Consider the following 24,994-nt stretch of genomic DNA (forward strand, 5'->3'; position numbering starts at 1 on the left):
ACCCCGACGCCGACTCCGACTCCGACGCCGACGTCCACTGCGACGGGTGATCCGTCGGGGTCGGCGTACCGGACGATCGAGGCCGAGGCTGCGTCGGCGTCGAAGGGTGCGACGATCGGGTCGTCCGCGGTGACTGGGTTGGGCAATGGTGACTGGTTGAAGTTCTCCGGTCTGGATTTCGGGTCGACTGCGGCGAACCAGTTCACCGCGAAGGTGGCCTCGGGTGCTGCCGGTGGGGTGTCGGGCCTGGTCGAGGTGCGGTTGGATTCGCCGACGGCTCAGGTGGCGGGCAGTTTCGCGGTGGCGAACACGGGTGGTTGGACGTCGTGGCGTTCGGTTCCGGCCAACATCTCGGGGGTGAGTGGCGTGCATGACGTGTACGTGACGTTCACCTCGGGGCAGGGCGCCGACTTCGTCGCCATCGACAGCCTCAGCTTCCAACGCCCGGACGGGGCCGTCGAGCCCACCCCGACGCCGACTCCGACTCCGACGCCGACGTCCACTGCGACGGGTGATCCGTCGGGGTCGGCGTACCGGACGATCGAGGCCGAGGCTGCGTCGGCGTCGAAGGGTGCGACGATCGGGTCGTCCGCGGTGACTGGGTTGGGCAATGGTGACTGGTTGAAGTTCTCCGGTCTGGATTTCGGGTCGACTGCGGCGAACCAGTTCACCGCGAAGGTGGCCTCGGGTGCTGCCGGTGGGGTGTCGGGCCTGGTCGAGGTGCGGTTGGATTCGCCGACGGCTCAGGTGGCGGGCAGTTTCGCGGTGGCGAACACGGGTGGTTGGACGTCGTGGCGTTCGGTTCCGGCCAACATCTCGGGGGTGAGTGGCGTGCATGACGTGTACGTGACGTTCACGTCGGGGCAGGGCGCCGACTTCGTCGCCATCGACAGCCTCAGCTTCGGACGGTAGGCACCGGGCTCAGGCGGCGTCCGAGGCGCCGGGTTCGAGCCAGTCGTCCACCTCGGCCAGCCACCGGGCCTTGTCGGCGTCCGACGCCAACGAGGCCCGGATGCTGGAGCGGGCGAGCTCGGCCAGTTCTGGGTCGCTGAAGCCGAGCTGCTCGCGGGCCAGCCGGTACTGCGCGGTCAGCCGGGAAAGGAACAGCAGCGGGTCGTCGGCGCTCAGGGCGACCGTCGCACCGGCGTCCACCAGGTGCCGCAGCGGCACGTCGGCGGCCTCGGCGTACACGCCCAGGTGCACGTTCGAGGTCGGGCACACCTCGAGCGCGATGCCCGAGCGGACGAGTTCGTCGAGCAGCCGCCGGTCCTCGGCGCTGCGGATGCCGTGACCGATCCGGGTGGGTCGCAGGAACTCCACCACCTGCCGCAGGTGGGTGGGACCGAGCAGTTCGCCGCCGTGCGGGACGCCCGGCAGGCCGGCGTTGCGGGCGATCGTGAACGCGGGCGCCCACTCGGCCGTCGCCCCGGCCCGCTCGTTGTTGCTGAGGCCGAACGCCACGACGCCCTCGGGTCCGGCGTAGCGGGCGGCCAGCCGGGCGATGGTGCGGGCGTCCAGCGGGTGCCGCACCCGGCTCGCGGCGAGCACGATCGCGACCTGGACGCCGGTCGCGGAGCTCGCCGCCCGGGCCTCGTCGAGGATGATCTCGATCGCCGGCTGCAGCCCGCCCACGTGCGGCGCGTAGCTGGAGGGGTCGACCTGCAGCTCCAGCCGCCGCGAACCCTCCGCGGCATCGTCGCGGGCCGCCTGGGCGATGATGAACCGCATCGCCTCCTCGCTGCAGACCACCTTGCGGGCCATGTCGTAGAGCCGTTGGAAGCGGAACCAGCCGCGCTGGTCGGGTGGCACCAGCAGGCCGTCGGCGTCCACCAGCGACTCGTGCAGGCCGATGCCGGCCAGGTCGGCGAGATGCTGCAGCGACGCGATGCTCATCGAGCCGGTGAAGTGCAGGTGCAGGTGCGCCTTCGGCAGCGCATCCAGATCCCGCGTCATCGCTCGATGGTGTCACATCGGGCGCTGGGTGTGGGTCGCCGCGATGGCCCACCAGGTGAACCCCGACCAACGCCGTGTCCCCCGCCCAGGACTGGACGGGGGACACGGGCCTATCGAGGGGTGAGGAGCGTCAGCTGACCCTGAGCTTGGTCTTGCTCGAGGTGCTGGCAGTGACTGGCCGTTGCCGCCGAACTTCGCCTTGAGGGTGTGGGTGTCCTTCGAGAGCTTCTTCAGCGTGACCTTGATCACACCCTTCTTTGTGCTGACCGGCATTCTGGAGCGGACGAACGTGCCGTGCCCGGCAGCGGCTCCAGAATGCCCAGGCTGGCTAGCGATCGAACCGCCTCGCGCACCGTCGTCTTGCCCACTCCGAGCAACCGCATCAGCTCGGGCTCGGTGGGGATCTTGGAGTTGATCGGCCACTCACCCGAGGTGATCTTCTGGCGAAGGAAGGCCAGTGTCCGGCGGGCGCGCTCCGATCCGACCTGCACGGGCGACCTCCTCCGACTCTAGCCGCGAGCCAACGGCAGACAGCCGCACGCCACTGCCGCTCCGGCCCACAGCAGCGCGCGACCTACCAGCCGATGTCGCGGCGGCTCAGCTTCTTCTCCGCGACCCGACGCTTGCTGCTGAGCCGGCGCTCCACGGAGCCTCTGGTGCGCCGGGTCGGGCGTCGCCGCCGCGTCGGCACGGTGGCGGCATCGATCAGTTGCGCCGCCCGTTCGAGGCATTCCCGACGGTTGCGCCACTGGCTGCGGGTGTCCTGGCTGGTGACGCGCAGGGTGTCTCCCAGCGCCGCGCGGACCCGCGCGACCGCGGCGTCCGGACCGGTCAGCAGGCGCAGGTCGACCGCGAGCCTCACCCGCGTGGAGCGTTTGTCGACGTTCTGCCCGCCCGGTCCTGACGAACGGACGAACGACCAGTCCAGCGCTTCGGTGGGCACGCCCAACCCGCTCGGGGTGCGCAGGTCCTCGGCGTCTTCCATGTCGACAGTGTGCCGGGACCAGCCCTCTCATTGCCTCCCGCGGCGGAAGCGTCGCTTCAGCTTCAGGTCCGTCGGCAGCGGCGGCGCAGGCAGGCGCGGAATGCTGCCGCGATAGCCGGCGACGCGGCCGAACCGGTCGTCGGGCGCCTCGTTCCACTCCGACCGCATCCGGACGATGTCGTCGTGGTCGCGGCCGATGAAGTTCCACCACATCACGATGCCCTCGTCGAACGGTTCGCCGCCGAGCAGCATCACCCGGGCCGGGCCGTCGGTCGGATTGCTGAGCCGCAGGTGGCCCAGCCCGGCGTCGCGGACGCCGAGCACCGAGCGATCCAGCCGGACGCCGTCGAAGTCGACGTGGCCGGTGTCGACCAGGACGCCGTGCTCGTGGTCGGGGTCGACCGCCACCTCCCAGGTGGCGCCCGCGTCCAGGATCACCTCGGCCCCGAGCAGCGGGGTCTGGGTGTGCACCGGCGAGGTGGCGCCGGCGAGCGATCCGATGAACACCCGCGCGGTCACGCCGGGCTCGGTCACGGCGTCCGGCACGTGGTGCTGGAACTCGCGGATCAGGTCCTTCTCGGCCTCGGGCAGCGCGACCCACAACTGGACGCCGTGCAGCAGGTCGCGCTCGGGGGTGGACACCTCCGAATGCGCGATGCCGTAGCCGGAGGTCATCAGGTTCACCTCGCCGGGCCGCACCATCGCGTGCACGCCGCCGGAATCGCGGTGCTCGATCTCGCCGGAGAACAGCCAGCTGACGGTCTGCAGCCCCGTGTGCGGGTGCGGCGGGACGTCCATGCAGATACCGGTCTCGGGGCCGTAGTGGTCGGCGAAGCACCAGGCCCCGACGAACGAACGCCGTAGCGACGGCAGAGTGCGACGCACGGTCAGCGCGTCCTCACCCAGCGTCACCTCCTTGGGCTCGACCAGCTGGATCTGCTCGGGATCGTGTGCGGGATCGGCCAGGCACTCGTGCCACTCAGCCCTGGTCTCGGTGTTGCTCATCGCGCCTCCTCGCCCGGTGGTGGCCCAGCCTAGGCCGACCCCGCCGCAGAAATCAGCCGGGCAGCACGTCGCCCGAGGGCCAGGTCTGCTTGATGAAGTCGGCCACCTCGGGGCTGTGCAGAAACTCCTCGAGCTTCGCCACGCCGGGGTTGGTGTTGTCGGTGCGCCACACCAGCAGGTTGGCGTACGGGTTGTCCTCGACCTTCTCGACGGCCAGCGCGTCAGCGGTCGACAGGCCGGCGGTCAGGATGAAGTTGCCGTTCACGAACGCCAGGTCGATGGCCGGGTCGTCGAGCTGCTGCACGATCACCTCAGGCTGGTTCTCCACAAACTTGAAGCCCTTCGGGTTCTGCTCGGCGGTCAGGTTGAGCACGTTGGAGTCGTCGGTGATGCCGGTCAGCAGCCCCGCGGTCTCCAGCACCCGCAGCCCGCGGATCTGGTTCGACGCGTCGTTGGTGATCGCGATCGAGGCGCCCTGAGGCAGGTCGGCCAGCGAGGTGTACTTCTTCGAGAACGCCGCGTACGGCTCGATGTGGACGCCGGCGCCGTGCTCGAAGGCGTACCCGCGCTCCTTGATCTGCGCCTCCAGGTAGGGCAGGTGCTGGAAGTAGTTGGCGTCCAGCTCCTTGGACGCCAGCGCCTCGTTGGGCTGCACGTAGTCGTCGAACTCGACGATCTGCAGGTCGATCCCGGCGGCGGGCGCCAGCTTCTCCTTCACGAACTCGAGGATCTTCGCGTGCGGCACCGGGCTGGCACCCACCGTGACGGTGGTCAGCGCGGCGGACGACTCGGTGCCGCTCGGGCTGGCGGCGGGGGTGCCGCTGCAGGCCGCGAGCGCCAGGGTGGCGGCGCCGGCGGCCACTGCGGCCAGTAGTTTCCTCAGTGTTGACATCGGTGTTTCTCCTTGTGGGTTGTTCGTTGGGGGTCAGAGGGTCAGCGGTGGTCGACCCGGCGGACGACGGCGTCGCCGACCAGCTGGACGAGTTGCACCAGGGCGACGAGGATCACCAGCACGACGAGCATCACCTCGGGCTGGAAGCGCTGGTAGCCGTAGTTGTAGGCCAGCCGGCCCAGCCCGCCGCCGCCGATCAGCCCGGCCATCGCCGAGTAGCCGATCAGGGCGACGACGGTGGTGGTGATGCTGGCGACCAGGGAGGGCAGCGCCTCGGGGACCAGCACCTTGGTGACGGTCTGGGCGCGCGTCGAACCCATTGCGTGGGCGGCGTCCACCTTGCCGGGGTGCACCTCGCGCAGGGACGTCTCGACGAGCCTCGCGAAGAACGGCACCGACGCGATGGTCAGCGACACCGAGGCGGCGATGGGGCCGATGGAGGTGCCGACGATCCAGCGGGTGAAGGGGATCAACGACACCATCAGGATCGCGTACGGAATGGAGCGGGTGATGTTCACCAGCACGCCGCCGAGCAGCACGTTGACGGTTCGGTTCGCGGCCAGGCCGCCCGGCTGGGTGACGAACAGCACCACGCCCAGCGGCAGGCCGAACAGCACGGTGGCCAGGCCGGCGAGGCCGACCATCTGCAGCGTTTCGCCGAGGGCCGGCCACAGTGCCTCGGTGATCGCCGGGTTGCTCACCAGGTCGTTCCAGAAGTCGTTCATGCCGCCGCCTCCGCACCGGACGCCGTCCGGCCGGCCTGGGCTCCGTGCCGGCGCAGCGCGGCGAGCACCTCGTCGACGGCCAGCGCTGAGGGCACCAGCACCCGCTGCCGGTGGAAGGCCACCCCGCCGAGCGACTCGACGGTGCCGGCCAGCACCGGCAGGTCGACGCCGAACTGACGTCCGACCGTAGCCAGGGCGGGCACGGCGCCCGCGCTGACGGCGTCCAGCACCTCGACGGTGACGCCGGCGGCGGAGTCCGGCTCGGGGGTGGGTGGCAGCGCCAGCAGCAGCTCACTGAGCCGGCTGCCGAACCGGCCCACCACCTCGACCAGCGGGCCGGATTCGACCAGCCGTCCGGCCTCGAGCAGCGACACCGAATCGCAGATCCGCTTCACCACGCTCATCTCGTGGGTGATGATCAGTACCGCCAGCCCGAGCCGCGCCTTCAGGGCGGCGATCAGGTCGAGGATCTCGCCGGTGGTGGCCGGGTCGAGAGCGCTGGTCGGCTCGTCGCACAGCAGCACGTCGGGGTCGGTGGCGAGCGCCCGGGCGATTCCGACCCGCTGCCGCTGACCGCCGGACAGTTGCGCGGGGTAGGCGGCTCCGGAGTCCCCGAGGCCGACCAGGCCGAGCAACTCCTGAGCCTTGGCGGCACGCTCGGCGCCGCCCAGTCCGGCCAGTTCGAGCGGGTAGGCCACGTTGCCGGCGATGGTGCGCGAGTCGAACAGGTTGGCCTGCTGGAACACCAGCCCCAGCCGCCGCCGCGCCTTGCGCAGTGGCGCCGAGCGGACAGCGGTCAGATCCACCCCGTTGATCTCGACGGTGCCGCTGGTGGGCCGGTCGAGCAGCGCGATGGCCCGCACCAGCGTCGACTTGCCGGCCCCGGACTGGCCGATCACGCCGTGCACCGAGTCGGCGGGCACGCTCAGCGTGACACCGTCGAGGGCGCGTATCTCACGGTTGGGTTGACGGTAGACCTTCTTCAGGTCGGTGACGGTGATCACGGGGAGGGTCCTGTCTGGTCGGGGCGGCAGACAGCACGGCCGGACGGCGTCCGGTCCCGTGGGCAGGGAAGGGCCAGTGGAAGCCCTGGTGGTCGTGCTGTCGCGGGAAGGAGATCAGCGGCAACACATTCGCACGCGCATCATCGTCGACGCTGCACGGAGCAGGCGGACGGGACGGGGCGACATGCTGAACACGAGCTCATTCTGCCGCGCCGTCCCGTCCGGGCGCAAATCGTAGTACTAAAGAGGTCAGTTGTTTGTATTTCGACTTGTCGTTGTGGATTCACCGGGCCGCAGGTTCGTCGACGGCGCGCCGCGGAGCGGGGGTGGTGGCCCGCCAGCGGCGCACGAACAGCACCACGATCGTGCCCAGAGTGATGGTCGCGACCGGCAGCAGCATCGCCTGCGACATGGCGGCGGAGAACCCGTCGACCAGGAACGACGGCAGCTGTCCGCTGCCGAATCCGGCGTCCGCCGACCCACCGGGCAGGTTCGCCTCGAGCCGCGCCTGCATGACCGCGGCGATGGCCGCCGAGCCGATCACCGAGCCGATGGTGCGGGTGGTGTTGTAGATGCCCGAGCCGGCCCCGGCCTGCCGCGGCGGCAGGTTGCGGGTGGCGGTGGTGGCCAGCGGTCCCCACACGCCCGCCGAGCCGATGCCGACCAGCGCCGCCGGCAGCAGGAACAGCGGCAGCGCGGTGTCGGCCCGCATCAGGGTCGAGTACCACAACAGGCCGCCGCCGAAGAGCAGCATGCCGGGCAGCAGCAGGACCCGCGGGTCGGTGCGGTCCAGTAGGCGTCCGGCCAGCGGCGACAACACCCCCGACAGCACCGCGGTGGGGATCGTCAGCAGCGCCGCGTCGGTCGGGGTCAGCCCACGGGCCAGCTGCAGGAAGAACATCATCGGCAGAGCCATCGCCGTCACGCTGGCACCCACGGTGGCGATGGCCAGGTTCGACAGCGAGAAGTTGCGGTCGGCGAAGAGGGCCAGCGGCACCAGCGGTTCGGACGCCGTGCGCGACTGCTGCCAGGCGAACAGCCCCAGCACCAGCAGCCCCGCGACGATCAGCGACCAGACGCTGACCGGTCCCCAGATCACGCCCCAGTCGTAGGCCTCGCCCTCTTGCAGGCCGAAGACCAGCAGGAACAGCCCGACCGCACTGAGCAGCACGCCGACCATGTCGAAGCGGTGCCGGTGGGTCTCCAGCGCCGGCACCAGGAACCACGCCAGGACGAAGCCCGCGACCCCGACCGGCAGGTTGACGAAGAAGATCGCCTCCCAGCCGAAGGCGTCCACCAGCGCGCCGCCGGCCAGGGGGCCCACCAGGGTGGCGACCCCGGCGGTGGCGCCCCACAGGCCCATGGCGGCGCCGCGTCGATCGGCGGGGAAGGTGCGGGTGATCAGCGCCATCGACTGTGGGCTCATCAGCGCCGCGCCCAGGCCCTGCACGGCGCGCATCGCGACCAGCATGCCGAGGCTGGTCGAGAGCCCGCAGCCCAGCGAGGCCAGGGTGAAGACGGCCAGCCCCGTCAGGTACACCCGCTTCGGTCCGAAGGCGTCGCCGAGGCGTCCGGAGATCAGCAGCGGCACCGCGAAGGCGAGCAGGTAGGCGCTGGTCACCCACACCACGTTGTCGAGATTGCCGGTGTCGGGGTCGAGGGCTGTCTTGATGGCCGGGTTGGCCACGGAGACGATCGTGGTGTCGACCAGCAACATGAAGAAGCCGACGATCACGGCCCACAGCGCCGGCCAGGGGCTGTGGGGTGCGGACGCCGCGGTGGCGTGGGCCGGCGTGGTGCCGGTGGTTGGTTGGTCGGTCATCGGCGGGCAGCCTCTCGGGGTTCGGGGTCGGTGGTCGCGGCGGCCGGTTCGGCCTCGTCGCCCCACGCGAAATCGTGGTCGTCGAGTTCGGACAGCAGGGTGTCGAGCCAGCCCAGCTCGGCCTCCAGCAGCACCAGCGCCCGCTCGATCTCGATCAGGTACTGGCGGGGGACGCCCCGGTCGGTGGCCTTGCGGCGTCCGGGGGCGAGCAGTTCGCGCTCGACCAGCAGGCCAGCGCGCCGGCGGCACAGCAGGTCGACGACCTCGTCCCGGTCGAGGTTGTGGGCCTCGGCCAGGGCGATCTGGAACTGTTCGGGGCAGTCGGTTCGCGGCAGTTCGCGGCGCACCCACTCGGGCACGATGCTGCGACCGGCGTCGGTGAGCGTGTAGGTGGTCCGCTCGGGTCGGTTGCCCGCCCGGTCGACCCCGACCTCGTCAAGCAGGCCCTGCCGGCACAGCCGTGCGACCGTGTGATAGAGGGTGCCGTTGGTGATCGTGACGAGCCGGTCATCGTGTCGTTGGCGCATCAGCTTCAACATCTCGTAGGGATGCATGTCACCCTCGCGGAGCAGACCGAGCACCATCACCCCCAGTGGGGTGAGCCGGTCGAGCGGGTCCTTCATCGTTGGTCCATTCAGAATGATCAGTTGCGATTAATCCACATGGACTATATGTCGATGGCGACGCGGAGACAAGTCCCGGTGCGGACGGGGCCCGGGACGGGTGAAGGGCGCCGGTTCAGCCCTGGGTGGGCCAGTAGTGAGCCTCGTTGCGGGTGGCCGCACGGGCACCGAAGATGGCCTGCCCCACCCGGACGCAGGTGGCGCCCTCGGTCACGGCCAGGGCGTAGTCGCCGGACATGCCCATCGACAGGCCGCCCGGTCCGACCAGCCCCGGGTCGCTGTCCCGGGCCCGGTCGCGGAGCTCGCGCAGCCTCACGAAGCAGGCCCGGACGGCGTCGGCGTCCGCACTGAACACGGCCAGCGTCATCAGGCCCCGCACGCGCAGGGCGGTGTAGCGCGGCAGCTGCCGCAGGAAGCCGACGACCTCCTCGGGGGGCAGCCCGTACTTCGACTCCTCGCCGGAGGTGTTGACCTGCACGAACACGTCCAGCGAGCGCCCGGCCGCCTGCAACCGCCGATCGAGGGCCTCGGCCACCCGCAGGCTGTCCAGGGCCTGGAACTCGTCGGCGAACGCGGCGACGTCGCGGGCCTTGTTGGTCTGCAGGTGCCCGATCACCGACCAGGACACGTCGAGGTCGGCCAACTCGCCGTGCTTGCGCTTGGCCTCCTGCACCTTGTTCTCACCGAGCTGGTGGCAGCCGGCCGCGATCGCGTTGCGCAGCCGCTCCTGCGGAACGGTCTTGCTGACCGGCAACAGCCTGACCTCGTCTGGGTTCCGGCCCACCCGTTCGGCGGCGTCGGCGATGGTGGCCCGCACCGTCGCCAGCCGGCCCGCGAAGTCCTCCACGCTGGTGGCGGTCGGGTAGCTGGCATCGGCGGGCATGGCACCACCGTAGTGCCGCACACGCGGGCGTCGCAGGCCGGATCAGGCCGGTAGCAGCCAGTCCACGGCCTGCCGGGCCGTCCAGCCCTGCGGGTGCAGCTCGATCAACCGTCGCGAGCCCGCCAGGTCCTGGCCGAGAGTGACCGCCGGCTGCTCGACGTAGCCGCTGCGGCGCAGCTGACCCAGTCCGATGTTCGCCATCAGGGCGTTGCACAGGCACTTGCGACCCGCGGTATCGGCGACCTCACCGCCCTTGCGGGTGAACATGTGCACGGGCTCGGACGCGCACCGGTAGCCGACCGAGCCGTCCGGACGCTCCACCGGAGCGCGCAGGTAGCCCAGGTCGCAGATCCGTTCGCGGGTCGCGTACGCCTCCTGGTCGGAAAGGGTGTCGTCGAGCTCGGCGACCTTGAACGGGAAGCCGGTCGGCGAGGCGCGCGGATCGTTGCGTACCCGCAGGGTGCCGGCCGCGAGCTCGCCGAGCAGCCGACGCTTCAGGCTGGGCAGCAGCCCCGATTCGTCGGCCATCGCGAACAGCGTGCCGATCTGGACGCCGGCGGCGCCCACCGCGCGCGCCTCGGCGACCTTCTCGGGGGTGGCGTAGGCGCCGGCCAGCCAGAACGGCACGCCGAGCTCGGAGATCTTGGTCAGGTCGGCGATGTCCTTGGGTCCGTAGACCGGTTCACCCGCCTCGTCGAGCACCATCCGGCCGCGCGGTGGCGCGCTGTGCCCGCCGGCCCGCGGTCCCTCGATGACGAAGCCGTCCGGACGGGTCTGCGGGTCCCGGTTGAGGTAGGTGGCGAGCACGTGCAGCGACACGATCGCCAGGAACTTCGGTCGGCTCATGGCCGGCAGGTCGGCGCCGAGGTAGGCGACCGGGTCGAGTTCGGCGTAGTGGGTGCGGGTGGCGTCGGCCACGTCGATGGTGAGCCGTCCGGGGCGCCCGGCGGCGAACTCGGTGAGCAGCCGGGGGATCTCCCGCGGCACCCCGGCGCCCATGATCACGTAGTCGACGCCGGCGAGCATGGCGCCCAGGATCGCGCTGGGGTTGGCGGTCTGGATCTTCTCCAGCATGTTGATGCCGACCACGCCCGTGTGGCCCTGTTTCGCCAGCCACACCTCGGTGAAGTTCGCCGCGAGACTCAGCTCGATCGCTGCCCGGCTCGGGTCGATGGTCAGGGTTGGGTGCGGCCGGTAGGGCTGGCCGGGGCGCCGACCGCCCTCGATGAAGTAGCGCTCCAGCACCCGGCGGGCGATCGCCGGTGACGGAAAGTGGGCCAGTGCGCGACGACGGTGCCCGCCCGGGTCGCCGTCGGCGAGGGTTCGGGCCAGGACGCCGTCGAGCGCGGTGCCCGACACCACGCCGAGCTGACCGGCCAGTGACACCTCGTGGGCGAGCTGCCACGACGACACGGCGACACCCATGCCGCCCTGGATGACGACCGGGTGAGTGCGCACGGGGAGAACCATGCACCTACGGTAGCGTAAGTTACGCTTTCGTAGGTAATCTCACGGCACCGGCCAGCAGGACGCCGAGCAACCGCTGCTGCAGCCATATCGGCAGTGCCGGCCCGCCCTCGGCGAACACGTCGGAGGGGACGCCGAACACGTGCTTGGGAACGAACCAGTAGCCGCGCCGCACGCTCAGCACGGCGTGGTCGGCGCTGCGGGCCGCGTCGCAGGCGATGTCGCAGCCCGAGTTGCCGGCCCCGACGACCAGCACCCGGCGTCGGTTCAGCTCGTCGGCGCTGCGATAGGTCACCGAGTGCCGCACCTCGCCGGTGTAGCCGGCCGGCGGGGCCGGCACGATCGGGTCCCATTGGACGCCGGAGGCGGCCACCACCCGGTAGTGCACGCGCCGTGCCGTCGGAGCGGGTGACCCGCCAGCGGCCGTCTTCGGTGGGCTCGAGCGAGCTGACTTCGACGCCGAACTCGATCGGCGCGACCAGGTCGTGGGCGTCGGCGAAGCTCCTCAGGTAGCGCAGAATCTGCCGGTCGCGAGCCCTGCCGGGCCGGCGCCGATGATGCACGTGTCGGACATCACCCTCCTGGTGTTCGCGAGGATGGTACGTCCTTCGGCGGGTTACGGCGGCAGCAGCATCCAACTGGTCAGCACGGCGCCGTCGCGGCGCGCGGCGTCCATCACCGCCTCGACGTCGATCAGCGTGCCCTCGACGAGCAGCGGCTGGTCGAGGCTGGTGTCGCCCGACCAGGTGACGGCCGTGTCCGGGGGCGGGACGAAGCGGCGTCCGGCCAGTGCGTGCACGACACCGGCGGCCCGCACCTGCGGCGAATCCGCCGACACCATCGTCACCTCCTCGACGCCCGACAGTCCGAGCAGGGTTCGTTCGATGAGGCTCTGCAGGCGGTGGCTGGTGGCGAACACGAGAGTGAGCAGGACGTTGTTGCCGCGGCGGTCGCCGGTGGCGAAGAACTCGATGCTGACGCCTCGCCCGCTGATCACCTCGGCCACCGCGGTCAGCGAACCGGGCCGGTCGGCGGCGCGCACGTAGGCGACGTAGCGCACCCGCACCTGACCGGTCGACGCCAGGTCGCGGATCGGCGTCCCACTGATTCGCTCCATCATCGCGGTGCTCCCATTCCGACACGCTACGGCAGTGACGTTTCGTCGGTGTTGCGTCACGGTTGCGGACTCGGTCGGTCAGGTGCGCCGCACACCTTGCCCACACGTCTCAGCTGCGGCCTCGTCTCCACGTGCTGCTCACCATCGCTGCCGGACTCGGCCCGCTGCCCATCGACCACCCCGCCGACGCCCTGCACTACCGGATCACCACCCTCATCCAGCAGCAAGTCGAGATGGAATACCAAGAAGCACTCACCATCACACAGGCCCACCGACCCATGTCCCAACCCCCCAGTACGCATCGACCCGACCGCGGCCGCAACCGCGACATCAGCATCTGACACCCCATCGAAAGGAACCGCCATGGCGATCCATCCCAACTGGAACCAGCCCCTACCGGAGTGGCTGTCCCTGCAACAAGCTGCTGCCCTTTACGGGGTCAGCGTCGACACGCTGCGACGCCGTATCGAGGCGGGCCGCCTGCCCGCCTCCCGCTTCGGCGAGCGGCTCATTCGTGTTCGATCCGAGGATCTCGACCGCCTCTTCCGGCCGATTCCCACCGGCCTGACCTTCACCCGCCGCCGCGCATGACCCACGCGAGCGGCACCCTCGCTACTGCTCGAGCAGAACGTCCAAGACCCGCGGCGCGTGGAAACGGCGCCCGTACACACGCTCGTCGTAGGGGGCGAGGATGTCGTGGGTGACGAGCGAGTCGATGAGCTTCTTGGCGCCGGCCTTGCCGATGCCCAAGACTCTGGCCGCCTGAGCGACAGTGAACGTGGGTTGACCCACCGCGAAGTCGACGAGCAACCGGGCGTTTCCGGTACGGATCGGGGTGGACTGAAGACTTTCCTTCAGTTCGGCCTGGACCCCTGCCAGAGTCGACATCCGTCTCCGTGCAGCGTCGGCCGAATCCGCCAAACCCTGGGCGAAGAACTCGACCCAGGTGGACCAGTCGCCATCGGTCGAGACGGCGAGCAGCGCGTCGTAGTACTCCTGCCGGCGAGCCTCGAACCAGGTCGACACCGAGAGAGTCGGCTCGGTGAGAACACCGGACGCGTACAACTGCAGGACGATCAGGAGTCGTCCCAGCCGTCCGTTGCCGTCGTGGAAGGGGTGTAGTGCCTCGAACTCGTAGTGACCCATCGCCGCAGCCACGACAGGATCGATGCGATCGTCGTGATCAGCCTGCATCCACACAGTCAGGTCGCGTAGTCGCGCTTCGAGATCGGCTCCTGGAGGCGGCGGAACGTACCGCGCCGCTTTGATGGGGATCTCGCCCGGCGGCACGCCCTCCCGACGTCCGATCACTACTTGTACCGGTCGCACCTGCCCGGAGTGCTCACGCTCCGACGGCGTTCCGCGCATGAGCATGCCTTGCAGATTGGCCAGACTGGACGAGCCCCAACCCCGGCGTTCCTCTGCCCAACCGAATGCGGTCTCGGCCACGATCACGTAGTTGAGCACTTCACGAAGCGAGGGGTCCTGCAGGTCGTCGGAGTCGGCGGCCAGGACTCGCGCCGGAGGTTCGTAGGTACCTTCGAGCGCGGCAGTTGACTGGGCTTCCAGACGCAGCGTGGAACTCCTGAACAGCCTGGGGTTGGGCAGCCGCTGGGCGGTCGAATCCAGTGCGGCAAGAGCTGCGCGTGCATCGCCGACGTGCCGATACGCGCGACCGCTCAGCTCCGGGCTGTCGTCTGCCAGAGGATTGGGGAGAAAAGCCCAGTGTTCCCAGGCACCGCCGCCGGGGTGTGAGCCGCTGATCGGAACGAGTGTGCCGAACGGTGCCTTCTGGAACAGTTTGACGTCCACAATGCAACACTACTGGCAGTTGTGGAAACTTTCATCGATGTGATTGATCCAGAGGCCGCAACGCGACGAAGCACTCGCGCAGGCCTCGCGCGGCGACTGCGTGCATCGCGAGGACGACGGCGCGAGGACCACGAGAAAGATAGCGCACATTTAGCGCACGAGATGGCCGTTGGGTCGACGTGCAACCTCTCAAACAGAGGTTTCACCCCTAGCCAGAGCAGGAACAGCAGTGGCGGAGGATACGAGATTCGAACTCGTGAGGGTGTGAACCCAACCCGCTTTCCAAGCGAGCGCCATAGGCCTCTAGGCGAATCCTCCGTCGGAGAGAATACCGGGAGCCTGTGACCGGGGCCAAACCGGTGACCTGCTTCACTGAACCGATGGAAGCCTCGATGCAGACCCGCCCCGGCTGGAAGCAGCGGATCCTGGCGAGCCTCGTCGACTATCTGGTGATCGCGGCCTGGTTGCTGGTGCTCACCGGTTTCTCCTTCGTCATCGCGCCGTTCCTGCCGCCGCTCACCGGGCGGCAGGACCTGCTGGCGACCGACGTGATCGTGCTCGGTGCCACGGTGTTCCCGGTGTGGCTGTATCTGAGCCTGACCGAGGCGTCCGAAGCGGCCGGGACGTTGGGCAAGCGGGTTCAGCACCTGGCCGTCCAGGCCGCCGACGGAGGACGGGCGCCCTGGCCGCGAATCGCGCTGCGCAACGTCGTCAAGCTGCTGCCCTGGCAACTCGCGCATCTGGGCGTGTCCCGGTTCATGCTCGATCAGCAGTTCGGGGTCGCGATCGCCTGCTACGTCGCCTCCTGGCTGCTGCTCATCGCGACCATTGTGATGGCCGCCCGCGATCCCCAGCGCCGGGCGTTGCACGACCGGTTGGCCGGCACCCGGGTGATCACAACGGCTCAGTCGAACCGTTTGGTCACGCGGCCTCCGTCGACGTCGGTGTAGGTGAGCGACGAGAACACCCGCTGCTCGGCCTTCGGCATCCGGGCCGCGGCCAGCACCACCAGCCTGCCGTCCAACGTTCCGGACGCCGTCTCCAGGCCCTCGCCGGCGGACGTCACCACCGCGTCGCTCGCCCCGGTCGGCAGCACGACGGCTCCCACCGCGAGACCGTTCGCCTCGCTCGACCACCCCGCGAGTGTCTGCACGGCCTTCGGTTGGTCGACCCGTTCGCCGAAGTGACCGTCCTCGGTGATGCCCACGACGTCGAGCGAGCGGTCGGAATAGATCACGGCGGTGCGTCCCGTCCGGTGCAGGGTCAGCGTCAGGGTGGGCGCGACCTCGCCGAGCTGGTTGTACATCGGACCGCCCTGCCAGCGCCACAGGTAGCCGTCGACCCCGGGGAACTCGCCGTCGGCGTCCGCGACCAGGTAGCCGGCGGTGGCGTCCAGGTCGTTGTAGGTCCGCTGGTCGAAGCTCACCCCGTTGAAGTCGTCGACCGACGGGCGTCGAAACGAGATCCAGTCGTAGCGGTGGGGCAGGAAGGTGACGACGAGCCGCGGCCCCAGCTGCGTCCAGGTCAACTCCCGACCGTTGGTCACGCGGTGCTCGGTGACTGTCGTGCCGTCGGGCCGGGTGACGGTGAACTCCACTTCGTAGCCGGTGCCGGTCACGGTCGCGCTCGCCGCGATCCGAGTGGCCCCGGCTCCTTCCGGCACGTCGGTACCGTCGCCGAAGACCACGGTGTCCTCGCTTCCCACCGAGGCGGACGCCGAGGGTGTGGCGGGTCGCGGTGTGGCCAGCACCGGGACATCGCCGGTCAGGTGGCCACCCAGCCCAGCCCAACTCACCAGCGAGGCGACCACGGCGAGAGCGGCCACGCCGGCCAGCCGGCGCGCGGTCCGTGCGGTTCGCCGGCGGCGTCCGGTCGCCAGCAGGGCGTCCACGTCCAGCTCGTCCTCGACGGTGTTCGCGGCTAGCTGCAGGTCCCCACGGAGCTGCTCCTCGATCGCGATCATCGCACCGCGCCGGCTCTGATTCTCAGCGCGGCGGCGGTCTCGGCCTCGGACAGGTCGTGGAGTAGCGCAGCACGATCACCCGGCGTTGCTGCGGCGGCAGCGCCTCGAGCACCCGGGCAGCCTCGACGGGGGCAACGGGCCGGTTCGGTGGGCGCTGTGACGTCCCCTACACTGGGGCCCAAGGTCCCCGCGCGGCGTTACCTCGCCCAACTCCCCCAGGGCCGAAAGGCAGCAAGGGTAAGTGAGCTCTTCCGGGTGCGCGGGGACCCCTGCACGTCCCCGTCCGGCTGCCGCCGCCCGGCTCGATAGTTGTCCTACCCAGCACGTAAGGTGCCACTCGTGGACGACGAGCGCGACGAACTGTTCGAGGCCGAGGAACCGTTCGACGAGCCCGAAACGTTCGACCAGGACGGCCCCGACCTGTTCGGTGCCCCGCCCGTCGACGCCGAGCCCGCCCCACCGGTCGCCGTCGGGCGACCCGAGGCGCCGCTCGCGCTGTACCGGCGCTACCGCCCCGACACCTTCGCCGACGTCATCGGCCAGGAGCACGTCACCGAGCCGCTGCAGCGGGCACTGACCAACAACCGGGTCAACCACGCCTACCTGTTCTCCGGGCCGCGCGGCTGCGGCAAGACCACCTCGGCGCGCATCCTGGCTCGCGCGCTGAACTGCGAGAAGGGCCCCGGTCCGGTGCCCTGCGGCGAGTGCCAGTCCTGCCGTGACCTGGCCCGCGGCGGGTCGGGGTCGATCGACGTCATCGAGATCGACGCGGCCAGCCACGGCGGCGTCGACGACGCCCGCGACCTGCGCGAACGCGCCTTCTTCGCCCCGGTGTCGAGCCGCTACAAGATCTACATCGTCGACGAGGCGCACATGGTCACCACGGCGGGCTTCAACGCCCTGCTCAAGGTCGTCGAAGAGCCGCCGCCGCACGTCAAGTTCATCTTCGCCACCACCGAGCCCGACAAGGTGATCGGCACCATCCGTTCGCGCACCCACCACTACCCGTTCCGGCTGGTGCCGCCCAAGACGCTGTCGGCCTACCTGGGCTCGCTGTGCGAGGCCGAGGGGGTCAACGTCGACGCCGCGGCGCTGCCGCTGGTGGTCCGGGCGGGTGCCGGATCGGTGCGCGACTCGCTGTCGGTGCTCGACCAGTTGCTCGGCGGTGCCGGCGCCGACGGCGTCACCTACTCGCAGGCCGCCGCGCTGCTCGGGTACACCCCCGATGCCCTGCTCGACGAGATCATGGACGCCTTCGCCGCCGGTGACGCCAACGGCGTGTTCGCGTCCATCGACAAGGTCATCGAGGTCGGCCAGGATCCGCGCCGCTTCGCCGAGGACCTGCTGCGCCGGTTGCGCGACCTGATCATCGTGGCCGCCGTGCCGGACGCCCTCAGCTCCGGCCTGGTCGACGTCGCCGCCGACCAGGCCGACCGGCTACAGGGCCAGGCCACCGCGATGGGCCCCGGCGAGTTGACCCGGGCCGCCGAGGTGATCGCCGTGGGCCTGACCGAGATGCGTGGCACGACCGCACCTCGCCTGCACCTGGAACTGATGTGCGCCCGGGTGCTGCTGCCGGCGGCCGACGCGGGTGACCGCGGCGTCCACGCCCGGCTCGACCGGCTGGAACGCCGGCTGGACATGACCGCGCCCGAGGCCGTCTCGACCGCCCCGGTGGCCGCGGACGCCGGACCGGCCGCGCCCGAGCCGTCGCGGCAGGCACAACGCCCACCGGATGCCCAGCCGTCGCGGCAGGCCCGGCCCGCGCAGCAGTCCCAGCCTCGACCCGCCCCGCAGCCGGAAACCCGGCAGCCGGAAACCCGGCAGTCCGAGACCCGGAACCCGGAAGCCGCGCAGCCGACAACCGCGCGGGCGGAAACCCGGCAACCGGAAACCTCGCAGTCGGAGACCGCGCAACCGGAACCCCGCAGCCGGCGGCCCGTCCCGGCGGAACCCGCCCCGCAAGCGGCCGTTGCACCCGAGCCCGCGGCCCCCGCGACGGCGTTGAGCACCGTCGACTTCCGCAGGTTCTGGCCCGACATCCTCAGCGAGGTGAAGAACCGCCGGCGGTTCACCTGGATCCTGCTCAGCCAGAACGCGCACGTGGTCGACGTGGTCGACGGCGTCCTCACCCTCGGCATCGGCAACCCCGGCGCCCGGGACAGCTTCGGCCGCGGCGGCAGTGAGGACGTCCTGAAGGAGGCGATCCTCGCCGTCACCGCCACCCAGGTGACGATCCGAGTCCTGGACGCCGGGCCCGGTGACCAGGCACCGCCCGCAGCGCAGCCGCCGCCCGCGACGGCGCCGGTGGCGGCGGTCTCGCCGGCCCGTCCGGACGCCGCGGCCGAGGCCCGGCAGAACCTCAAGCCCACCTCGACGGCCAGGGAGCCCGAACCGGTCGACGAGGAGCCCGATCGGGACGACGCGGTGCTCGACGACGAGCACGGCAACCACGAGTTGCTGGCCAAGCACCTGGGCGCCGAACTGATCGCCGAGGAGGAGCCCGGCGCGGCGACCCCCGGTTAGCCCGGTAGCATGGTGCGCCGGGAAGCTGATAGGAGCACGATGTTCGGCGAGCAGGGATTCGACATGAACGCGCTGCTGGCGCAGGCGCAGGCCATGCAGTCACAGCTGCAGCGTGCCCAGGAGGAGCTGGCCGCCAAGCAGGTGCGCGGATCGGCCGGGGGTGACCTGGTCGAGGTCACCGTCAACGGCGCCGGCGAACTGCTGGCCGTCGACATCAAGCCCGAGGCGTGGGACGAGGACGACCCGTCCACCCTGGGCGACCTGATCGTGGCCGCGGTGCGCGACGCCAACAAGAAGGTGTCGATCCTCGCCGAGTCGTCCATGCCGCAAATGCCCGACCTGGGCGGGCTGGGCGGCCTGCCGGGCATTCCCGGCCAGTGAGCCGGGGGTAGCGCGGTGTTCGAGGGTCCGATCCAGGACCTGATCGACGAGTTGGCCCGGCTGCCAGGCATCGGCCCCAAGGGCGCGCAACGGATCGCCTTCCACATCCTGACCACCGACAAGGCCGACGTCGAACGCCTCGCGGACGCCCTGCGGCACGTCACCGAGAAGGTGCGGTTCTGCGAGCGCTGCTTCAACATCTCCGAGGCCGAGCGGTGCCGCATCTGCCGCGACGCCCGTCGCGACCAGACCACCATCTGCGTCGTGGAGGAATCCAAGGACGTGATGGCGATCGAACGCACCAACGAGTTCCGCGGGCTGTACCACGTCCTGGGCGGGGCCATCTCTCCGATCGACAACGTGGGTCCCGGCGACCTGCACATCCGTGAGCTGGTGATGCGGCTGGGCGACGGCACGGTCACCGAGGTGATCCTGGCCACCGACCCCAACCTCGAGGGTGAGGCGACCGCCACCTACCTGTCCCGGCTGCTGATGCCGATGGGGGTCACGGTCTCGCGGCTGGCGTCCGGGCTGCCGGTCGGCGGCGACCTCGAGTACGCCGACGAGGTCACCCTGGGCCGCGCCTTCTCCGGACGCCGCACGCTCGGCGCCGCCAGCTGACGCCAGGGCATCGGCGTTTGGCCCGGGGGCGCACCATGGTCGTCAACGACGACTTTTCGAGGAGACGCTCATGGGTCCACGCGGAGGCTTCCACTTCCTACACCTGATCGGCGGCATGATCTGCCTGGCGCTGTTCTTCGCGGTGCTGCTGGGACTGCTGTTCCTGGCGCTGCGGATCGCCCGCAAGAAGGGCCTGCTGCCCAAGCGGCCCTTCGGTCCCGGCCACCACGGCCCCGGCCCGCGCGGCCCGCGGCACGAGCCGGGCGCCCCGCCGCACGGCCCCGGCCCGCACGAGGCCCTGCGGATCCTCGACGAACGGCTGGCTCGCAGCGAGATCGAGATCGACGACTACCAGGCCCGCCGCGATGCGCTGACCGGCAACCGGTTCCCGCCCTTCCAGCAGCCGCCGCACAGCCCGCACACCCCGCCGGGCCCCGACGGCCCGCCGATGCCGCCCGTCGCCGACCATCCGACCGCTCCGCCGCACCCGGCCGGCCCCGACACCGACGCGCCGCGGCCGCCCCAGTCGCCAGTCTGAGCTCCGGCCGCTGACGTTGATCCACATCGGGCACTGACTACGGTGCCCGATGTGGATCAACCATGGGGGGGTGCGCGGCGGGTGCCGCGTCCGGTCGCTCGGGGGTCGTGCTACGTTCCCCCGCATGGCGACCGCCACACCCTCCGACGCAGCCGCTGCCGGTTCCGGACGCGCTGGCATCGCCGCGGTCGTGCTCAACAGCGTCGTCGCGCTGCTGCTGGGCGGCGCGATCGCCGTACTCCTGCACAACCTCGGCCAATGGGTGGCCGGGGCATTGCTGGGCGGCCGTTCGGAGTTGTTCGCGTTCGGCGTCCGGCATCTGCCGCCGCTGACCGGTAGGGATGCCGCCGTTGCGGCCCTCACCGGCCCGCTGCTGAGCCTGCTCGTCGGCATGGCGATGCAGATCCTGCAGCCGTTCCGCTACCGGGGCGACTTCGCCCATCTGCTGTGGATCTGGACGGCCTGCTCGTCGCTGATGCTGGCCACCGTCCAGTTGCTGCTGGCCCCGATCGGCGGCGACCTGGCGCGTGCGCTCACCGAGTTGGGAGCCCCCGGCTGGCTGGCCTGGGTGGCCGGCGTCTTCGGCGTGTTGGGAGTGTTCAGCGTCGCCCGCGAGTGGGCGATCCACTCCACCAGGTTGTGCGGACGCGGCCTGGCGCGGCTGCTCTGCTTCAGCCTGTACCCGTGGCTGGTCGCCGTCCCGGCGGGACTGCTGCTCGCCTGGGCCGAACTCACCGTGGCGCAGGTGAAGGCGTCCGACCTGGGCGCCGGCCCGGTCGATGAGGTCCTGGTGCTGTTCGCACTGCCCGCCTTCACCGCGTTCGCCCCGCTGTCGCTGCTGCTGCTCAACCGGGTGCTGGAACTCGAGGAGCCGCTGGAGGTCAGGCCGGTCCCGGTGGCCGGCCTGATCGGCCTGGCCGTCGTGGTCGGTGCCGGACTGGCGCTGGCGGGCGGCGTCGCGCTGGGCTGAGTTCCACGCCCGCCGCGCCAGGCGCTACCATGGTCGGTCGTCGCAGGGCATCGATGGGGCCATCACCCCGGAGCTGCCGGAAGAACGGCGTTCCGCACCGGAACGCTCACTAGAACCGGCCGCGGCGCAACACGAGCGGGTCGCCCCATGGGCGGCCAAGAAGGGTGGTACCGCGGGGTCCGCCTCGTCCCTTCGTCGTCGTGCCGGGCACCCGGCGCGAAGCAGCAGACGAAGGAACGCACCGATGACGCAGTACCGCCCGGTTCCCCCGCAGGTCGACCTGCCCGCGCTGGAACACGAGATCCTCGACCTGTGGGACGCCCGCGATACGTTCGCCAAATCGCTGGCGGCCACCGAGGGCGGGCCGGCCTGGACCTTCTACGAAGGCCCGCCGACCGCGAACGGCACCCCCGGCACGCACCACATCGAGGCCCGCGTGTTCAAGGACGTCTTCCCGCGGTTCAAGACCATGCAGGGCTTCCACGTCGACCGCAAGGCCGGCTGGGACTGCCACGGCCTGCCGGTCGAACTGGCCGTCGAAACCGAACTCGGCTTCAACGGCAAACCCGACATCGAGCAGTACGGCATCGAGGCGTTCAACGCCAAGTGCCGCGAGTCAGTCAGCCGGCACGTGCACGAGTTCAGCGAGCTCACCCGCCGGATGGGCTACTGGGTGAATCTCGACGAGGCGTACTGGACGATGGACCCCTCGTTCGTCGAGTCGGTGTGGTGGGCCCTGAAGCAGATCTTCGACCGCGGCCTGCTCGTCGAGGACTACCGGGTCGCCCCCTACTGCCCGCGCTGCGGCACCACGCTGTCCGACCACGAACTCGCCCAGGGCTACGAGGACGTCGTCGACCCGAGCGTCTACGTCCGCTTCCCGCTGACGTCGGGCCCGTGGGCCGGCAAGGCGTCCCTGCTGGTGTGGACGACGACCCCCTGGACGCTGGTCTCCAACACGGCCGTCGCGGTGCACCCGGACGTCACCTACGTCGTCGCCAGCAAGGTGGACGCCCCCGAGCCCGAGACCCTGATCGTCGCCGAGCCGCTGGTCGAGAAGGTGCTCGGCGAGGGCTGGCAGATCGAGGCGAGGATCGGTGGCAAGGAACTCGAGCTGTGGACCTACCAGCGTCCGTTCGACCTGATCGACTTCCCGGACGTCGTGGGCGGCACCCACTACGTGGTGCTGGCCGACTACGTCACCACCGAGGACGGCACCGGTCTGGTGCACCAGGCGCCCGCCTTCGGCGAGGAGGACATGGCCGTCTGCCGCGCCTACGGCCTGCCGATGGTCAACCCGATCCGCCCCGACGGCACCTTCGAGGAGTCCGTGCCGCTGGTCGGTGGGGTGTTCTTCAAGACCGCCGACAAGACGCTGGTGGCCGACCTCGTCGAACGCGGACTGATGTACCGGGTGCTCGACTACGAGCACAGCTACCCGCACTGCTGGCGTTGCCACACCGTCCTGCTCTACTACGCGCAGCCGTCGTGGTACATCCGCACCACCCAGATCAAGGACGCCCTGCTGCGTGAAAACGAGGGCACCAACTGGTACCCCGAGCACATCAAGTGGGGCCGGTACGGCGATTGGCTGAACAACAACATCGACTGGGCACTGTCCCGTTCCCGCTACTGGGGCACGCCGCTGCCGATCTGGCGCTGCGGCAATGACCACCTGACCTGCGTCGGGTCGCGGGCGGAGCTGTCGGAGCTGAGCGGATCGGACCAGTCGGCGCTCGATCCGCACCGGCCGTTCGTCGACGAGGTCACCTTCCCCTGCCCGCACTGCAAGGAGACCGCGCACCGCGTGCCCGAGGTGATCGACGCCTGGTTCGACTCGGGGTCGATGCCGTTCGCGCAGTGGGGCTACCCGTGGGCCGAAGGATCGAAGGAGGCGTTCGGCACCGCCTACCCAGCCGACTTCATCTGCGAGGCCATCGACCAGACCCGCGGCTGGTTCTACTCGCTGATGGCCGTCGGCACGCTGGTCTTCGACGCCTCGTCGTACCGCAACGTGCTGTGTCTGGGGCACATCCTGGCCGAGGACGGCCGCAAGATGAGCAAGCATCTGGGCAACATCCTCGAACCGATCCCGCTGATGGACACCCACGGTGCGGACGCGGTGCGCTGGTTCATGGCCGCCGGCGGCTCGCCCTGGGCTGCCCGCCGGGTCGGCGACGTGACGATCACCGAGACGGTCCGCAAGGTGCTGCTGACGTACTGGAACTCGGTCGCCTTCCAGGCCCTGTACGCCCGCACCAACGGCTGGACGCCGGCCGCCTCGCCGGCCGGGGCGTCCGGTCATGTGCTCGACCGGTGGCTGGTGTCACGGCGCACCGGACTGGTCCGCGAGGTCACCGCGGCGCTGGAGACGTTCGACACCCAGCGCTACGGCACGCTGATCGCCGACTTCGTCGACGACCTGTCCAACTGGTACGTCCGGCGTAGCCGGCGCCGGTTCTGGGAGGGCGACGCGGGCGCGCTGCAGACCCTGCACGACACCCTCGACGTGGTCACCCGGCTGATGGCCCCGCTGGCCCCGTTCATCACCGAGCGGGTCTGGCAGGACCTGGTCGTCGCCACGGACGCCGGCGCGCCCGAGTCGGTGCACCTGGCGTCGTGGCCGACGCCCGACGAGGCCCTGATCGACACCGGCCTCGACGAAGCGATGAAGCTGACCCGCCGCCTGGTCGAGCTGGGGCGGTCGGCCCGTGCCGAGGCCCGGGTGAAGACCCGGCAGCCGCTGTCGCGGGTGCTGGTGCCGTCCAGCTCGTTCGCGAAGCTGGACGCCGACCTGGTCGCCGAGATCGCCGCCGAGCTCAACGTGTTGGCGGTGGAGTCGTTCGCCTCGGCCGGTGACCTGGTCGACTACTCGGCGAAGGGCAACTTCCGGGCGCTGGGACGCCGGTTCGGCAAGGAGACCCCAAAGGTGGCCGCAGCCATCGCCGCCACCGACGCGGCCGCGTTGGCGGCCCAACTGGCGGCGTCCGGGACGGCGACCGTGGACGGGGTCGAGGTGAGCGCCGAGGAGGTGATCGTCTCGGAGCGTCCGCGCGAGGGCTGGTCGGTGGTGAACGAGCAGGGCGAGACCGTCGCGCTCGATCTCGAGCTGACGCCCGAACTGGTCCGGGCCGGCCTGGCCCGCGAGGTCGTCCGGTTGGTGCAGGAGCGCCGCAAGGCGTCCGGGCTGGAGGTGTCGGACCGGATCACGCTGGCCTGGTCGGCACAGGGCGAGTTGGCCGAGGCGATCCGGGCTCAGGGCGACCTGATCGCCGCCGAGGTGCTGGCCACGTCGGTGACCGAGGGAACGCCGGACGCCGAGTGGGCCACGGATCAGGATCTGGGCCTGAGCTTCGCCATCGCCAGGGCCTGAGCGGTCAGCGCCGACCGAGCCGGCGCTGCCTGAGGTTGTTCCTCAGCGCGCCGAGCACGGTGCTCAGCACGATCGCGACGAGCAGTACCGGCCAGAACGACAACTTGGTGAAGATGGCCAGCAGGATCGCCACCGGCCAGACCAGCTTGGCCAGCGCCGAGAGCACCGCCTCGAACGACGACGGTGGCGGCACGGCCACGCCCCTGCCCGGCACCAGCACCGGTCCTCTCAGCGGACCGTGCTGCGTTTCCGGCTCGGGCTGGAACGGTGGCTGCTGCCAGCGCTGCTCCTCCGGATCGTCGGTGGGCGGGTTGGTGGTCACCCGTCAATGCTA

The 24,994-nt window shown here is 70.5% G+C and carries 26 protein-coding genes, 1 tRNA gene and 1 other RNA gene; 11 read left to right on the forward strand and 17 right to left on the reverse strand.

The window, feature by feature from the left end; translation table 11 throughout:
- Positions 1-75 precede the first annotated feature (75 nt).
- Positions 76-912 carry a carbohydrate-binding protein gene (locus OIE40_RS00005; protein WP_413774454.1) on the forward strand — a complete coding sequence of 279 codons (837 nt, stop codon included), beginning with the start codon at positions 76-78 and terminating at the stop codon, positions 910-912.
- 9 nt (positions 913-921) lie between these two features.
- On the opposite strand, the gene OIE40_RS00010 is transcribed toward OIE40_RS00005, so the two are convergent.
- The 13 genes from OIE40_RS00010 to OIE40_RS00070 all read right to left on the reverse strand — a co-directional run bounded on the left by OIE40_RS00010 (position 922) and on the right by OIE40_RS00070 (position 12,476).
- Complete coding sequence (locus tag OIE40_RS00010; RefSeq protein WP_264698626.1) at positions 922-1,953, reverse strand: adenosine deaminase; 1,032 nt, start codon at positions 1,951-1,953, stop codon at positions 922-924.
- Between the two features lie 245 nt (positions 1,954-2,198).
- Positions 2,199-2,444 (reverse strand): FadR/GntR family transcriptional regulator, encoded by a 246-nt coding sequence (locus OIE40_RS00015; protein ID WP_264698627.1) that lies wholly within the window; start codon positions 2,442-2,444, stop codon positions 2,199-2,201.
- An 83-nt stretch (positions 2,445-2,527) separates the two neighbouring features.
- Entirely contained in the window at positions 2,528-2,938 is a 411-nt protein-coding gene (gene arfB, locus OIE40_RS00020; protein WP_264698629.1) for an alternative ribosome rescue aminoacyl-tRNA hydrolase ArfB, read from the reverse strand.
- Between the two features lie 27 nt (positions 2,939-2,965).
- Complete coding sequence (locus OIE40_RS00025) at positions 2,966-3,943, reverse strand: pirin family protein (RefSeq protein ID WP_264698631.1); 978 nt, start codon at positions 3,941-3,943, stop codon at positions 2,966-2,968.
- Between the two features lie 52 nt (positions 3,944-3,995).
- Positions 3,996-4,835 carry a MetQ/NlpA family ABC transporter substrate-binding protein gene (locus OIE40_RS00030; protein ID WP_264698632.1) on the reverse strand — a complete coding sequence of 280 codons (840 nt, stop codon included), beginning with the start codon at positions 4,833-4,835 and terminating at the stop codon, positions 3,996-3,998.
- Between the two features lie 41 nt (positions 4,836-4,876).
- Positions 4,877-5,560, reverse strand: a complete 684-nt coding sequence (locus OIE40_RS00035; RefSeq protein ID WP_264698634.1) for a methionine ABC transporter permease — start codon at positions 5,558-5,560, stop codon at positions 4,877-4,879.
- Positions 5,557-6,564 (reverse strand): methionine ABC transporter ATP-binding protein, encoded by a 1,008-nt coding sequence (locus tag OIE40_RS00040; protein ID WP_264698636.1) that lies wholly within the window; start codon positions 6,562-6,564, stop codon positions 5,557-5,559. Before OIE40_RS00040 ends, OIE40_RS00035 begins: the two co-directional genes overlap by 4 nt.
- A gap of 283 nt (positions 6,565-6,847) precedes the next feature.
- On the reverse strand, positions 6,848-8,386 hold the full coding sequence (locus OIE40_RS00045) for a DHA2 family efflux MFS transporter permease subunit (protein ID WP_264698638.1): 1,539 nt from the start codon (positions 8,384-8,386) through the stop codon (positions 6,848-6,850).
- Positions 8,383-9,009, reverse strand: coding sequence for a PadR family transcriptional regulator (locus OIE40_RS00050; RefSeq protein ID WP_264698640.1), 627 nt, complete (start codon positions 9,007-9,009; stop codon positions 8,383-8,385). The genes OIE40_RS00045 and OIE40_RS00050 overlap by 4 nt, the downstream gene beginning before the upstream one ends.
- A 115-nt stretch (positions 9,010-9,124) precedes the next feature.
- The gene (locus tag OIE40_RS00055) at positions 9,125-9,892 is read right to left on the reverse strand and encodes a YggS family pyridoxal phosphate-dependent enzyme (protein WP_264698642.1); all 768 of its coding nucleotides are present in this window, start codon (positions 9,890-9,892) and stop codon (positions 9,125-9,127) included.
- A gap of 42 nt (positions 9,893-9,934) precedes the next feature.
- Positions 9,935-11,362, reverse strand: a complete 1,428-nt coding sequence (locus OIE40_RS00060) for a nitronate monooxygenase (protein ID WP_264698644.1) — start codon at positions 11,360-11,362, stop codon at positions 9,935-9,937.
- Positions 11,363-11,381: 19 nt separating this feature from the next.
- Positions 11,382-11,747: a SidA/IucD/PvdA family monooxygenase gene (locus OIE40_RS00065; RefSeq protein ID WP_264698646.1), complete on the reverse strand. Its 366-nt coding sequence runs from the start codon at positions 11,745-11,747 to the stop codon at positions 11,382-11,384.
- A gap of 228 nt (positions 11,748-11,975) precedes the next feature.
- Positions 11,976-12,476, reverse strand: a complete 501-nt coding sequence (locus tag OIE40_RS00070) for an ACT domain-containing protein (RefSeq protein WP_264698647.1) — start codon at positions 12,474-12,476, stop codon at positions 11,976-11,978.
- A gap of 131 nt (positions 12,477-12,607) precedes the next feature.
- Here OIE40_RS00070 and OIE40_RS00075 point away from each other — a divergent pair, with 131 nt between their 5' ends.
- Positions 12,608-12,817 carry a hypothetical protein gene (locus OIE40_RS00075; RefSeq protein WP_264698649.1) on the forward strand — a complete coding sequence of 70 codons (210 nt, stop codon included), beginning with the start codon at positions 12,608-12,610 and terminating at the stop codon, positions 12,815-12,817.
- 22 nt (positions 12,818-12,839) lie between these two features.
- Entirely contained in the window at positions 12,840-13,067 is a 228-nt protein-coding gene (locus tag OIE40_RS00080) for a helix-turn-helix domain-containing protein (RefSeq protein ID WP_264698651.1), read from the forward strand.
- A gap of 21 nt (positions 13,068-13,088) precedes the next feature.
- On the opposite strand, the gene OIE40_RS00085 is transcribed toward OIE40_RS00080, so the two are convergent.
- Both OIE40_RS00085 and OIE40_RS00090 read right to left on the reverse strand, forming a co-directional pair.
- Positions 13,089-14,288, reverse strand: a complete 1,200-nt coding sequence (locus tag OIE40_RS00085; RefSeq protein ID WP_264698653.1) for a Fic family protein — start codon at positions 14,286-14,288, stop codon at positions 13,089-13,091.
- A 230-nt stretch (positions 14,289-14,518) separates the two neighbouring features.
- Positions 14,519-14,606: transfer RNA gene (locus OIE40_RS00090), tRNA-Ser, on the reverse strand.
- 62 nt (positions 14,607-14,668) lie between these two features.
- Between OIE40_RS00090 and OIE40_RS00095 the strand changes: the two genes are divergently transcribed.
- Positions 14,669-15,238, forward strand: coding sequence for an RDD family protein (locus tag OIE40_RS00095; protein ID WP_264698655.1), 570 nt, complete (start codon positions 14,669-14,671; stop codon positions 15,236-15,238).
- Here the strand turns inward: OIE40_RS00095 and OIE40_RS00100 are convergent.
- A complete protein-coding gene (locus OIE40_RS00100) occupies positions 15,193-16,251 on the reverse strand; it encodes a hypothetical protein (RefSeq protein WP_264698657.1) in 1,059 nt (352 codons plus the stop codon). The two genes, OIE40_RS00095 and OIE40_RS00100, sit on opposite strands and share 46 nt — an antisense overlap.
- A 179-nt stretch (positions 16,252-16,430) precedes the next feature.
- On the opposite strand from OIE40_RS00100, the gene ffs reads away from it, so the two are divergent.
- The 7 genes from ffs to ileS all read left to right on the forward strand — a co-directional run bounded on the left by ffs (position 16,431) and on the right by ileS (position 24,660).
- Positions 16,431-16,525: signal recognition particle sRNA small type (gene ffs / locus OIE40_RS00105), an RNA gene on the forward strand.
- Between the two features lie 65 nt (positions 16,526-16,590).
- A complete protein-coding gene (locus OIE40_RS00110; protein WP_264698659.1) occupies positions 16,591-18,777 on the forward strand; it encodes a DNA polymerase III subunit gamma and tau in 2,187 nt (728 codons plus the stop codon).
- Between the two features lie 9 nt (positions 18,778-18,786).
- Positions 18,787-19,158, forward strand: a complete 372-nt coding sequence (locus tag OIE40_RS00115; RefSeq protein ID WP_264698661.1) for a YbaB/EbfC family nucleoid-associated protein — start codon at positions 18,787-18,789, stop codon at positions 19,156-19,158.
- Between the two features lie 15 nt (positions 19,159-19,173).
- Entirely contained in the window at positions 19,174-19,779 is a 606-nt protein-coding gene (gene recR / locus OIE40_RS00120; RefSeq protein ID WP_264698664.1) for a recombination mediator RecR, read from the forward strand.
- 70 nt (positions 19,780-19,849) lie between these two features.
- Positions 19,850-20,317 carry a hypothetical protein gene (locus OIE40_RS00125; protein WP_264698666.1) on the forward strand — a complete coding sequence of 156 codons (468 nt, stop codon included), beginning with the start codon at positions 19,850-19,852 and terminating at the stop codon, positions 20,315-20,317.
- Between the two features lie 124 nt (positions 20,318-20,441).
- Positions 20,442-21,287, forward strand: coding sequence for a hypothetical protein (locus OIE40_RS00130; protein ID WP_264698668.1), 846 nt, complete (start codon positions 20,442-20,444; stop codon positions 21,285-21,287).
- 244 nt (positions 21,288-21,531) lie between these two features.
- A complete protein-coding gene (ileS, locus tag OIE40_RS00135) occupies positions 21,532-24,660 on the forward strand; it encodes an isoleucine--tRNA ligase (protein ID WP_264698669.1) in 3,129 nt (1,042 codons plus the stop codon).
- 4 nt (positions 24,661-24,664) lie between these two features.
- Here the strand turns inward: ileS and OIE40_RS00140 are convergent, their stop codons facing one another.
- Entirely contained in the window at positions 24,665-24,982 is a 318-nt protein-coding gene (locus OIE40_RS00140; protein WP_264698670.1) for a hypothetical protein, read from the reverse strand.
- Between the last annotated feature and the right edge of the window lie 12 nt (positions 24,983-24,994).

Origin of the sequence: Micropruina sonneratiae, from assembly GCF_025972045.1 — a bacterium.
Taxonomy (GTDB): Bacteria; Actinomycetota; Actinomycetes; order Propionibacteriales; family Propionibacteriaceae; genus Micropruina; species Micropruina sonneratiae.